Genomic DNA, 12,700 nt, shown 5'->3' with positions numbered 1-12,700 from the left:
GTATCAGTGTAACCAAAAAGCCCCACAGATGGCATGGGATGCGCAGGCAGCGCCCGGGTGGGGTGAGACGGCAAAAAACGATGATCCATTTCCCGCCTTACTGCGCTATAACACGGTAATGCCTGCAAAACTGCCCACACCCGTCCGCCACCTGCTTCTGGCCCTGTTGCTGCTACAGACGCTGAGCGCATGCGGCGGGACCGGCGCAGATACCCCTTTCACCACGTATATCGAGCGTCTGCAACGCACTCTCTCAGTCAGCGCTAACAACAACACACTGCCTGCATCTGTACCCAGGCTGCCACGGGCGGGCCAGTTGCGGCTCACTATAGAGCGCGACAGCCTGGGCGCCCTGGATTTCCTGGACCTGCGTGGCTGTGACCTGCAGGTCACCATAGGCAAGCAGAACAGCAGCCTGGGTATGCTGGCCCGCGACTCCCAGCGCCTGCTGCTGGCGCTGGAATTCCTGCGCCTTGCGCCGGCCTGCGTAGACATGCTGACGAATGAGGGCAACGAAGAACTGGTGCGGGATCTTGAGCGCGCGCAGGTATTGAAACAACGCCAATTACCCGCACTGATCTTCAACGCCACACTGGGTAGCGCGGAGTTCGCCGACCTGTGGCGACCCGGGTCACTGGAACACGGTTACCCCGACGATACATCCAGCAGGGTGATCACCGCGCTGGAACAGATAAACGCCAGCACCACTCGCTGGCTGCAGGGCGACTACCAGGCCGACAACCTGGCATTTGAACTACAGCTCAGTGAAGTGAGCCTGGGAGACGGCGGCACCCTGTGGGGGGCACTCGCCCACCAGGCACACTGGCTGGAGCGCGCAAACAGCGTGTTACAGGCACAGGCCACACGCGGCCCCCTGTGCGCCGGACGCATACGCCCTGCCGCCGCAGACATCCTGCCCAACGTGATTCGCAAGTTTTTCATCGACGGCATTCAGCCCCGGGCCGCGATATTAGGCCGGCGCCAGCATGAACTTATGCCGCCAGTGCTGGAGCTGGAACAACAGCTGGCAGACTTTTTACCAGCTGACTACCGACACTGGCAGGCTCGCCGCGATAGCGACCTGCAGGATTTTGGGCAGGCGCCGCGTGAACACGTCATTCAACTGCAATCAGTATTGGAGAGCTGCGAGGGGAACCCCTGACCCTGCTATTAGTCAGAGAAATTAGCTACACTGTGCCCCGGGCCGGGCCCGCGTCACGGCGAAGGCAACCGTGAGCAACGACCAACGAGCCCGATCACTACTTACCGGAGTTAATAATGAACGCTACACTGAAACGTCTCTGCACCAGCATTCCCCTCTTCAGCGCCGCGCTATTGATGGTGGCCTGTTCGACCACGCCCAAACCCAGTATCGACTTCAAGCAGGACTACGACTTCAGTAAAGCCCGAAAAATCAGCTTCTACGACCGCTCCGGACAGGTCTCCGGCGACAACCCGCTGCAGCTCAGCGACTTCCAGAAAGAACGTATTGATGATGCGCTGGCACTGGAGTTACGCAATCGTGGTTTTGAAGTAGTAGACAGCGACGCCGAGGCCGACCTGCTGCTGAGCTGGCACCTGGGCACCCAGCACAAGACAGATGTGCGCACCTACGAGACACCTTCCTATGGCATGGGATACGGGCGCTACGGTGGCTACAATCGCTACAGCATGTACAACTGCTGGAACTGCAGCAATACCGAGGTCAGCGTAAGCAATTACACCGAGGGCACGTTCATCATCGATATGATCGACCCGAAGTTAGGCAAGAGCGTATGGCGCAGCGTGACCCAGTCAAAACTCAAGGGCAAGAAGCACGAAGATGAGCCCGGCGAGATCAATGAAGCGGCTGCGCTGGTGCTGGGAACCTTCCCACCGCTGTGATCATCGCGCCCTGAATTGCAACCCGGCTGCGGCCGGGTTTTTTATGCTGCCGATTTTTACACTACCGGAGTAAGGTGTAGTCAAGCCAGCAGACAGAAGCACCTGGATATTGAAAATAGCACTGCTTATCAAGGGCAATCTCGGCCACCTGCAGCACATCAGGAGGGATGTGGAGTGCCTGCGACAGGCACTGCCGCAGGCGCAGATAACCGCGCTGGAAAGTCGCGAGGCAGGGTCTATCGTGGACCTGGCGAACCGCGCCTGCGAAGGCAGCGACTACCTGATTGCAGTGGGTGGCGACGGCACACTTCACGAGGTTCTGAACGGCGTCCTGCAACACGGCCTGGCACGCCGGGCACTTCCTGCGCTGGGGCTGCTGGCCCGCGGAACCGCCAACGACTACGCGCGCACAGTCGGCCTCCGGGGAGACACAGCGGAACTAATCGGGCTATTGAAGAGCGGCGATTGCCGCTATGTAGACGCCGGGCGGATACGCTACCGCGGTGCCGGAGACCAACGCGACATACGTTACTTTCTAAACTCCGCCGACATAGGGATTGGTGCGGCAGTGGTGTCGAGCATGCAGGCCATGCCACTTGTGATAGGACGGCCCCTGCGCTACCCGATATCGATCGCCCGCACCTTTCTCACCTTCCGCGGAAAGGAATTGACCGTGCGCTCTGACCAGGGGCTCTGCTGGCGCGGAAGATCACTCGCGGTGGTAGCCGCAAACGGCCGCTACTTCGGCTCTGGCCTGTGCATCGCGCCGCACGCGAGGATTGACGACGGCCAGCTGTCGGTGACCCTGGTGGCGGACGCCAGCACAGCTGACTTCCTGCGCCACCTCGGGGCCCTGCGGCGCAGCGAGTTTATACGCCACCATGCAGTTTCTTACCACCGGGCGCGACGGCTGGAAATCGAACATCACGGTGACCCCGCCCAGATAGAAGCCGATGGTGAACACCTGGGCACAACCCCGGTGACTGTGGACATCTTGCCGGGGGCTATAAAATTGCTTTGTCCTCCTACAAGGAAAGCCTGACGGGAAGCTGCCCTCGCAGCGACGCCATACCAGTGAGCACTGCGGCCAGGGCCTGGTACGCGGGCCCTGGCTCTCCGCCGTAACCCACCGTAGCGCCGTCATAGGTCGCCAGCACGGTATCCGCCAGGGAAGTGAAGTCGGCGCAGCTGTAGGGTGAATTTAGCATCACCACGACGCGCTGCACTCCACCGGCCTGGCCCAGGGACCATTTCTGCACCGAGGCCGGGCTGTGGTCGGCCAGCGCGTCCAGGTCCTCCGCACCACCCAGGTCAACGGCGCTGACTGCAGGCTCACTGACGCCGACCAGGTACACATCGGCTGCCGCCAGCAGTTCGCGCTCCCGGGTAGCGTCGAAGTCTTCCAGGCTCTGCCAGGTGATTCGCAGGGAAGGGTCGAGAAATTCCAGTGCCTGACAAAGCGCCGCCGCGCTGTCCCGGCCAGGCATCAGCAGATGTACTGCGCTCCCCTGGTTCAGTCGTGGTTGCGTCCCGCTCACCAGGGTAATGCTGTGGCGCGCAATGTTCGCTTCGAGGCTGCGATGCGCAGCACAGCCAAGACAGGAGACCGCTGCGCAGTCCTGTTCGCCGGCTGCGTGGCGAGCCTGCAGTTGTAGAATACGCTCCGCGGAAACCCGCAGTTGTTTCTCCTCGAGTTCACCCGCGCGCACCGCTTCCGCCACCGCCGATACCAGCAAACGCAGTTGCGCCAGAGCATCCCCACTGCGCACCAGCAGCGGCATCAGGGCAATGTCCACGCCCGCGTGAAAACACGCGAGTACCGCCTCCAGCGGCGTCATCAGTTCACTGATGGCGCGCATATCCAGCGCGTCGCTGATCACCACTCCCTTGAAGTTCATCTGTTCGCGCAACAGGCCGGTGACAATGCGGTGTGAGAGCGTTGCCGGGCGGACAATACCGGTACCGGGAAGCGTGTCTGCGTCCAGCGCCGGATACTGGATGTGCGCGGTCATCACCATGGCCGGGGAAACCGCAGCAATAACGTCAGCAAAAGGCGCCAGGTCAACGCGCGCGGCGCTCTGCGCGTCGCGCATTACGCAGGGTAAATGGGTGTGGCTGTCCTGGCTGGTGTCACCGTGTCCGGGAAAATGCTTTACCGCGGCCGCCACCCCGGTGCCCTGCAGGCCACTGACAACCTCAGCGCCCAGAGACGCGACCGCAACGGGGTCATCACCGAACGCGCGTACGTTGATGACCGGGTTCTGCGGATTGCTGTTGACGTCCAGCGTGGGGGCGAAGTTGACGTTGATCCCCAGTGCAGCGAGTTCTTCACCCTGGGCGGCGCCCATGGCGCGCGCCAGCGCCGTACGCTCATCGGCGGGGCAGGCTGCCAGCGCCATATTGCCACTGAAACTGGTCACCTGTTCCCGCGGCAGGCGGGTCACCCTGCCCCCTTCCTGGTCGATGGCAATCAGCGTCATCGGTGACAGGCACTGGCGAATCTGCGCCGTCAGTGCGGTGATCTGCTCCACGGATGCCAGGTTCTCCCGAAACAGGATAATGCCGCCCGGTTGCAAGGCCGCAAGCCCCTCGGCGAGGGTGGGCGGTAGCTGCAGTACCGGCTGCGCACCGCTGCCGGTGTCGAAGAAGCGGATATCCAGCATCAACTTCAGGGCGACGCACTGTTCCAGAGTCAGGTTTTCTGCGGCTGTCATCCGGCGGGAGCATTCCATGGTAGGTACGATTGAAAGTACACGATACCGCGCGCGCCCCGACGGGGGAACTGTGCGCGAGGCAACTATTTCTCCGGAGGGTGCGAACTGGTACCCTAGCGCCCTTTCCAATCCTTGCCGCCCCCGCGCGGCAGTGGCCTCAGCGGAGTAAACCTTGGATTCTATCATCGTCAGCGGCGGTCAGCGCCTCAATGGCACCGTCAGCACCAGCGGCTCGAAGAACGCGGCGCTGCCCATTCTGTTCGCCTCATTGCTGGCGGACGGACGTCACCACTTCGACAATGTGCCGGAGCTCAAGGACATCGAGTCGACGCAGCAACTGCTGGCGTCCCTTGGCGCGACCAGCGAACGCCAGGGCGGCTCGCTGCTGGTGGACGTGGAAGCGCCCGCGGCGCACGTTGCGGACTACGACATGGTACGCAAGATGCGCGCGGGTATTCTCTGCCTGGGACCGCTACTGGCTCGCTACGGCGAGGCAAGGGTCAGCCTGCCCGGGGGCTGCGCTATCGGCTCCCGCCCTATCGATCTGCATATCGAGACCATGCGTCGGCTGGGCGCCGATATTTCCAGCGAGGGTGGTTACGTGGTGGCCCGCGCGCAACGCCTGGTGGGTGATCGCATCCTGTTTGAGAAAGTCACCGTCGGCGGCACCGAAAACGCATTAATGGCCGCCAGCCTGGCCAGCGGCACCACCGTGATTGAGAACGCAGCCAAGGAGCCGGAGGTCGTCGACCTGGCCAACTACCTGATCGCCATGGGCGCCCGGATAGAGGGTGCAGGCAGCAGTGTGATTACCGTTGAGGGTGTCGAGAAGTTGACCCCGGCGCGTCACAGTATCGTGCCCGATCGCATAGAGGCTGGCACGCTGCTGATCGCCGGCGCTATTACCGGTGGCAATGTTACGGTGGACTGCTGCATCCCCGAACACTTGCAGTCACTGGTCGACAAGATGCGTGACGCCGGTTTCCGCGTGGATACCACTGCCGACGCGATCACGGTGCAAAGCACCGATAGCTGGCAGGCCGTGGATATTGCCACCGCGCCCTACCCCGGCTTCCCGACAGATCTGCAGGCCCAGTTCATGGCGCTGATGACCCAGGCCGAGGGCACCTCCGTGGTGACCGAACACATTTTTGAAAACCGCTTCATGCACGTACAGGAACTGGTGCGACTGGGGGCGGATATTACGCCCATGACCCAGGTGGCGGTGGTGCGCGGCAAGCGCAAGGGCCTGAGTGGGGCGCCCGTCATGGCCACAGACCTGCGCGCCAGTGCCAGCCTGGTGCTGGCCGGACTGGTCGCCAGCGGCGACACCGAGGTGAGCCGTATCTACCACCTGGATCGCGGCTATGAGCACCTGGAAAATAAACTGGCCGGCCTGGGCGCAAAAATTCGCCGCGTCACCACCGAGTAGCGCTCAGCTGTCGCCCCCGGGGAGCCTGCGCTTGGGGTGCATGCCATCGCTCATGCCCATAAACGGCGGATGGATGGAGTAACCCAGCAGGCGGCGGATATCCTCGGAGACTGCAGCCGCGGTCTCTGCTGACACGGAAAGGAAATAGTTCTCCTGGGTGCGCAGCCAGGGCTCGCAATATTGCGCGGTGATAGCCAACCGACTGCTGCCACTGAAGTTTTCGCCGCCCCCGTGCCAGAGGTTACCCAGAAACAGAATGCAGGACCCCGCCGGCATCACCGCCGTCACGCGCGCGTCCCCGGGCTGCGGTGAACGCTCCTCCGCCCACAGGTGGCTGCCGGGAATCGCCACCGTGGCGCCATTCTCTGCCGTGAAATCATCCACCGCGAACACCGTTGCCGCCGACAGGGCTGGCCGCGGGCGTGGCCAGGCGTAAAAGCCGTCGTCAATATGCAGGGGCTGGGCGGGAGAGTCACTCAGGATATTGATGACCTGAGCCTGGGACAGCAGGTAGTTGGGCTGAAACAGCCGGTCCAGGTGCGCCAGTACCAGCGGGTGCTCGATAAACGGATCTGCCGAACGCAGCTTCTCAGGAACAGCGTAGATGCGCTGCGTACGCTCCCCTTCAAAGGAATTGCGGCCCATTTTTTCCAGCTGCGGTGTGGCCTCTGTGCGCAGCGCCTGCAGGGTGTCCGCGTCCACCATATCCTGGAGAATGATGTAGCCGTCGCGCATCAGTTGTTCATGTTGTGACTGCACCAGGGCCGGGTCCAGCCCGGCCGCTTGCTCACTGCGGGTAAAGCCGTGCGTGCGTGCCAGGTCCGTGCCCAGGTACTGGTCGAAGGAATCAATCTGGCGAAAACGCGGGTCGTCGCGACCGCTCTTTGATTCACTCATCGGCTTACTCCTTACTGGTGGCCCACGCTGTCATCAGCGCGCAGCCAGCAGTATAGCCCGAGCCGCAGCTTGTCTGGCGGGTAATGTGCTTGAGCACAATGGCATCACTACCGTCGACCACGCCGCGCAATCAAGCCGTATTGTACCGGCAGTACCGGCACGGCATGAACTGCACCGCTGCAAAACACGTAGTATCCTGTGGGACACACCGATAACGACATCGGGCTACGCATCCGCTACCCGACGTACAAGGCCAACAAAAAACATCAAGGAATCACCATGCAGGCAATGACTCTCAAGGCACCATGTGGACTGGACCAGCTCACCCTCAAGGAAATCGAGCCCCAAGCGCCGGGACCGGGTGAAATCCAGGTCGAGGTCAAGGCCAGCTCGTTAAACTTCCACGACTACGTGGTGGTGCTCGGGCTGCTGCCGACCGAGGACGGCCGCATACCCATGTCAGACGGCGCCGGTGTGGTCACTGCCGTGGGCGAAGGGGTCAGCCAGTTCGCTGTGGGCGACAGGGTACTCAGTCACTTCTTCCCGCAGTGGCAGGACGGTGGCCCTACCTTCGAGCGCCTCCAGGGTGTTCCCGGCGACAACGTGGACGGCTTTGCCGCCGACAGCGTCACCATGCCCGCCAACGCCTTCAGCCGCATGCCCGCCAACCTCGACTTCGCCGAAGCGGCGACACTGACCTGCGCGGGCCTGACCGCCTGGCGGGCGCTGATGGTAGAAACGCACCTGCGCCCCGGCGACTGGGTCCTGGTACAGGGCAGCGGCGGCGTATCCATTTTTGCCCTGCAGTTCGCCAGGACTATGGGGTGCCGGGTCATCGCCACCTCCTCTTCTGACGCCAAGCTTGCACGTCTGGGGGAGTTGGGGGCAGAGGTCCTGATCAACTATAAAGACACGCCCGATTGGGGTGACAAGGTACTGGAACTCACCGGCGGCCATGGCGCTGACCTGGTGGTTGAAGTGGGTGGCTCGGGTACTGTGGCGCAGTCCGTGCGCGCTGTGGCTTTTGACGGCTGCATCAGCATGATCGGTGTACTGACCGGGTTCTCCGGTGAAGTGCCCACCGCAGAACTGTTCCAGAAGAACGCCCGCATCCACGGCATCACCGTGGGCAGCCAACGGCACCAGGCCGACATGATTGCCGCAGTAGAAGCCAATGACCTGCGTCCGGTCATCGACAGTCGTTACCCGCTGGCACAGCTGGCCGACGCCTTCCGCCACCAGGAGACACAGCAGCATTTCGGCAAGATCTGTATAGAGATGCAGTAGCAGGCAGGGAGCACCTGCGTCAGGAACCGGCCTTGCGTGACTTGTAATTCACGTAGCGCGTCACCAGCCTGTCGACAAGGCTGCTGTCATTGCCGGCGCCTGCAGCCAGGTCAAGCTCCCCGCCGCCGGCGCGGTACTGTTCAGAGTACATCTCCAGTACTTTCTTCTTCACCATGCCGCGCAAGGGCACGTGGGCCATCATGCCGTAGGTTGCGGCCCCGCCCTGCTGCGCGAGGGATGGATCAGCCTTTACCGCGGCCACAGCCGAGCGCAGGTCCTCAAGGTATTCGTCTACCACTCGCAAATGCTGCGCGGTGACCATGGCATGCAAGCCCGCTGGCTGCTGATTGCGGTTGACCTGCCAGCCGCGCGCGTCCATCTGGTCACCCACGGCATAGATATTGACGTCCGCGTCGACCGAGCGGTAGGAAAACAGCGGCCCCTGCGGATTGCCCATGACCTCCAGTTCAGGCATGGCGGCAATACCCGCTTTCAACTGGTTCACTGCCGATAGCGTATCCTCGGCCAACTTGCGGTATCCCGTCTTGCCAAAGTACTGAATCACCCCCCAGGCAGCCGCATAGGCTCCCCCCGGACGCGTGCCGAGCAGGGCAGACGATGCAAACACCCCACCCGGCCAGTTTTCATACGCAAACATCTGGTAGCGCAGGTAGTCCAGGTTGCGATAGGTGATGGTAGAGGCGCCCTTGGCGGCGTAGCCGTACTTGTGAATATCTGCAGAGATCGACGTCACGCCGGGCACGCGGTAATCCCATGGCGGTATCTGCTCCCCGTTCATGGCCATGAACGGCAGGATAAAACCGCCCACGCAGGCATCCACATGCAGTGGAATTTTCTTTTTCTGCGCTATCGCACCCATCGCTTCGATGGGGTCGATGGTACCGTGCGGGTACTCCGGCGCGCTGCCCAGAATCATCACCGTGTTGCGATTGATCAGCCGCTTCAGCTTTTTCAGGTCGGGCGTAAAATCCCTGGTCAACGGCACCAGCCGTATCTTTACGCCAAAGTACTCCGACGCCTTGAACCAGGCCACATGGGCGGTGGTCGGCATGATCATTTCCGGGTTCTTTACACCGCGCTGGTCTCGCGCCATATCGCGGTAGGTTTTAACCGCCATCAGGCAGCTTTCGGTGCCGCCGGAAGTGACCACACCGCAAACCTCTTCGGTGCCGTTGAGAATATCGGCGGTAGCGCTGATCACCTCGGTTTCAATTTTTTTAAGGCTCTTGAAAGCGCCCGGGTTCAGGCCGTTCTCGCAGGCATAGCTGTGATAGCTTTGTTTGAGAAAATCAGAGTGGTCCTCATCCAGATAATAAACAAGGCTCCAGACGCGGCCATCCTTGTAATGGGGATCCTGGTCTTTAAATGCGTCAAGGTCACTCAATATCTGTTCGCTGTCACGACCCTGTTCGGGCATTGCCTTATGCATGGCGAAACCTCCGGTAATTCGTTTACAGGCTCTGCAAGTACAGGCCGAGACTGATGCCAATGTAGTTGCCTAGCGCGTAGCCAATAATGCCTGCCGTCATACCCGACAGTATAGTGCCCGGATTACCCAGGGCCCGCGCCATCATCGGTACAAAGGGCGGGCTGCAGACGGCGGCGACCGAGGTCACCATAAACGTGTCGCTGTCGATGCGCGCAAGCCGACATAGCAGCGCGTGCACGACGACGCTACCCAGCACCGTTCCGGCGATAAACAGCGTGATGATAACGTCTACCTGGGCGAGGCGTTGCAGACTGGCCATGGATGCCACGGCAAAGCAAAACACGTAGATAAGATACATGCCCAGCTTATAGGCAAGGTGCATGCGCCTTACCCGGGGGACTAGCGAGAGCAGGATTCCAAATGTAGTAAGCGCCATGATTACGATAGCGGGGCTGCGCGCTGCACCCTTCGCCATGGCGTGCACTTCTGCGAGCACCAGGGCAGCGGCTACCACCAGCACGGCCAGCGCCAGCGCTTTGATCTGCTCGGGCAGATTACCTGCCGTGAGCAACGAGGAATAATCGTCGCTGTCGTAATGGCTGGCCTGTGCGTCCGGCTCCCCGATTGCTGGCGCTGTCACGGCGGAGGTCTCCACCGGGGGCGCAGGGGCGCCGAGTAAGCGTCGAAACAGGGCCACGCCCATTGTCAACATGAAGAGCAGATAGGCTGCGCCGATCAGCGTATCCAGGCTATGAAAAATAATATACTCGCTGTGGGGAATATCCAGGCCCGACTTGATCGCCGCCAGGTTGGGTGTACCTCCGGTATAAACCCCAACCGACATCGCCGCAAAGTGCGCCGCAGACTCGGCACCACCGCCCCGGAAAAGAAAGAACAGACAGGTTGCCAGCGTGACCACGGAGGTGGTGGCAATGCCCATGGAAAGCATCGCTTTGCCCGCCACGGTGCGCCACTGGCGCACATCCAGCGTGAACAGAAGCAGCGGCAACGCCAGCAGCACAGTCGCATCGACCAGCATCTGTTGCGCGGGAATGAATGCCTCTGGCAACACGTTCGCATTACCAACGAGTAAGCCAGCAATATAACAAAGCGCAATAATGCCCAGCTTGCGCGCCCAGGCCTGATGGTGGGCGGTCCAAAGCAGCAGCGCGGGAGCGAAAAAAAACACCATGGCGAGCAGATAAGTCATCTGCATCGCATTATAGGCTTGATATAACGCCCTGTCCTGAAACCCGTGTTGCTCGCTGCCCAGGGTTGCCGGCGCAGCATTAACCGTGGACGCAGGACAGCGCCATGCCTATTCTGTGCAGTACTATTTATTGCGTCAGGCTGCGGGTGCGCGCGGCATCCTGGCCTCGTGGGAGAAGCCAATGAAAAGAGTCCTGATCACGGCCGCCCTGGTCATCCTGCTCATCATAGGCCTGTTGCTGCTGCCGCCGGTGCGAGCAAGACTCATCGCCCTCACTCTGCCGGACCACCCCGACTGGCCGGCGCCCCAGGATCAATTACAGCCAGGCACCGAGGGCCCGGTCTACTACGCCACTACCAGCCCCTACGACCTGGAGATCATTTTGGGAAATATGGCGCTGTCCCGACCCACTACCGGCAAAGGGTTCCTCAGCTACCCGCAGCAGGCCAGCACTGACAACCCGGTTCCCGCCATGGTAATTGTGCCCGGCAGCGGCGGCATCACCCCGGGCCGCGAACATGAGTACGCGGCCTGGTTCAACCAGCGCGGCATCGCCGCTTTCGTGGTTGAATACTATGAACCGCGGGGATTCAGCAGGGACGCCAACTACGTGATCCGTACCTCATCGGTAACTGAGTTCGACCTGATTGCCGACGCCTACGCGGCGCTTAAACTGCTGCAGACCAGCGCGTCAATCGATTCCCGGCGCATCGGCATTATCGGCTTTTCTTACGGCGGCATGGCGGCGCGTCTGGCCATGGACAGGCGCATCCACCAGGCGCTCGCGCCCGACGCGTATCCGTTCAACCTGCATATAGACGCCTACGGCCCCTGCTACCAGGACCTGCAGTCTGACAACGTGGGAGACGCCCCACTGCTGACCCTGCGCGGCACCGAGGACGCCTCCAACGACCTGGTGGCATGCCGCCAGCGGGAGGATGCGTTACGTGCCCTGGGTACCGAGGTCACCGCCCATCTCTACGAGGGCGCAGGACATGCCTGGGAGGCCTCCGTGCCCAGGTTCTTCAGCGAGGACTCGCCCTACCTGGCGGGCTGCGAGCTCGTCTATGACGACAACGGCAGGCCACTGCTCAACGGCGAGTACCTGAACGAATACACCGCGGACGCCAGTCACGCGGAGAAAATGCTGTCGCGTTTCACCAGTGCACCCAAATTCAAAGATTGTGTGGGCTTCGGCTACATCGTAGGGTTCGACGAGCCGGTACGCGATCGTGCCTATGCCGACATCGAGGCTTTCCTGGAGCAGTACTGGGGACCCCTGGGCGTAGGTCCTTAACGTTTATATACCTGCCCCGACAAACTGCGAATCCGGGCAATCACCGCAGGGGTGATCTCAGGGCGTCGCGCGGCAGCATAGAATACCGCGAAGAACACGCCGCCCGGCATTGTCCGATGCGCAGCGAAACTGAACGCCAGAGCCCTCTTCTGTACCACGTAGTACCCAATCACCTGGCTTACACGACGCCATCCATTGTGACTATGTGACGGAACCCTGTAAAAAGAGCTGGACGTGGGGCCGGCAAAAAGCCTGGTATTGTGGGAAAACCCGAAGGTCACAGAATAGACGAAACCCTGCATCGCTGGTAACATCGCCCGCCTTCACCGCCCGTAGCTCAGCTGGATAGAGCGCTGCCCTCCGGAGGCAGAGGTCAGAGGTTCGAATCCTCTCGGGCGGGCCATTCTACAAAGCTTTTCCCAGTAAGTTTGCACTAACATTAATACCAGTTGGACCATATTTGGACTGCGGATTCAAACGGTCGACGCAACATTCTAATCTCTTAGTACAGAGAAGGAGTGTTGTCGAT

General features: G+C 61.3%; 10 protein-coding genes and 1 tRNA gene. 7 read left to right on the top strand and 4 right to left on the bottom strand.

The genetic code is table 11. The features are described from left to right. Positions 1–28 precede the first annotated feature (28 nt). The 3 genes from C0039_RS11870 to C0039_RS11860 all read left to right on the top strand — a co-directional run bounded on the left by C0039_RS11870 (position 29) and on the right by C0039_RS11860 (position 2,926). Positions 29–1,162, top strand: a complete 1,134-nt coding sequence (locus C0039_RS11870; RefSeq protein ID WP_243391604.1) for a DUF3080 family protein — start codon at positions 29–31, stop codon at positions 1,160–1,162. A gap of 116 nt (positions 1,163–1,278) precedes the next feature. Further along, positions 1,279–1,884 (top strand): DUF4136 domain-containing protein, encoded by a 606-nt coding sequence (locus C0039_RS11865; protein ID WP_076000214.1) that lies wholly within the window; start codon positions 1,279–1,281, stop codon positions 1,882–1,884. A gap of 109 nt (positions 1,885–1,993) precedes the next feature. Further along, positions 1,994–2,926, top strand: a complete 933-nt coding sequence (locus C0039_RS11860) for a diacylglycerol/lipid kinase family protein (protein WP_076000213.1) — start codon at positions 1,994–1,996, stop codon at positions 2,924–2,926. Here C0039_RS11860 and C0039_RS11855 read toward each other — a convergent pair. Beyond that, complete coding sequence (locus C0039_RS11855) at positions 2,910–4,598, bottom strand: glycoside hydrolase family 3 protein (RefSeq protein ID WP_165787113.1); 1,689 nt, start codon at positions 4,596–4,598, stop codon at positions 2,910–2,912. The genes C0039_RS11860 and C0039_RS11855 overlap by 17 nt on opposite strands. A gap of 172 nt (positions 4,599–4,770) precedes the next feature. On the opposite strand from C0039_RS11855, the gene murA reads away from it, so the two are divergent. After that, positions 4,771–6,030, top strand: coding sequence for a UDP-N-acetylglucosamine 1-carboxyvinyltransferase (gene murA, locus C0039_RS11850; RefSeq protein WP_076000211.1), 1,260 nt, complete (start codon positions 4,771–4,773; stop codon positions 6,028–6,030). Between the two features lie 3 nt (positions 6,031–6,033). Here murA and C0039_RS11845 read toward each other — a convergent pair whose 3' ends face one another. Beyond that, positions 6,034–6,927: a phytanoyl-CoA dioxygenase family protein gene (locus tag C0039_RS11845; RefSeq protein WP_084179573.1), complete on the bottom strand. Its 894-nt coding sequence runs from the start codon at positions 6,925–6,927 to the stop codon at positions 6,034–6,036. Positions 6,928–7,206: 279 nt separating this feature from the next. Here C0039_RS11845 and C0039_RS11840 point away from each other — a divergent pair, with 279 nt between their 5' ends. After that, positions 7,207–8,214, top strand: a complete 1,008-nt coding sequence (locus C0039_RS11840) for a zinc-dependent alcohol dehydrogenase family protein (protein ID WP_076000210.1) — start codon at positions 7,207–7,209, stop codon at positions 8,212–8,214. A gap of 19 nt (positions 8,215–8,233) precedes the next feature. On the opposite strand, the gene C0039_RS11835 is transcribed toward C0039_RS11840, so the two are convergent. Further along, positions 8,234–9,664 (bottom strand): pyridoxal phosphate-dependent decarboxylase family protein, encoded by a 1,431-nt coding sequence (locus tag C0039_RS11835; protein ID WP_076000209.1) that lies wholly within the window; start codon positions 9,662–9,664, stop codon positions 8,234–8,236. A gap of 22 nt (positions 9,665–9,686) precedes the next feature. Beyond that, positions 9,687–10,874 (bottom strand): DUF819 family protein, encoded by a 1,188-nt coding sequence (locus C0039_RS11830; RefSeq protein WP_165787112.1) that lies wholly within the window; start codon positions 10,872–10,874, stop codon positions 9,687–9,689. A 181-nt stretch (positions 10,875–11,055) separates the two neighbouring features. Here C0039_RS11830 and C0039_RS11825 point away from each other — a divergent pair, with 181 nt between their 5' ends. Together C0039_RS11825 and C0039_RS11815 are read left to right on the top strand one after the other, a co-directional pair. Continuing rightward, on the top strand, positions 11,056–12,171 hold the full coding sequence (locus C0039_RS11825; RefSeq protein WP_133125988.1) for a dienelactone hydrolase family protein: 1,116 nt from the start codon (positions 11,056–11,058) through the stop codon (positions 12,169–12,171). A 326-nt stretch (positions 12,172–12,497) separates the two neighbouring features. Continuing rightward, positions 12,498–12,574 (top strand) — tRNA-Arg (locus C0039_RS11815). Positions 12,575–12,700: the final 126 nt, after the last annotated feature.

The organism is Pseudohalioglobus lutimaris, assembly GCF_002866825.1.
Taxonomy (GTDB): Bacteria; Pseudomonadota; Gammaproteobacteria; order Pseudomonadales; family Halieaceae; genus Halioglobus; species Halioglobus lutimaris.
The sequence above is the reverse complement of the archived record's forward strand: the minus strand, read 5'-3'. Positions and strand labels throughout refer to the sequence as shown.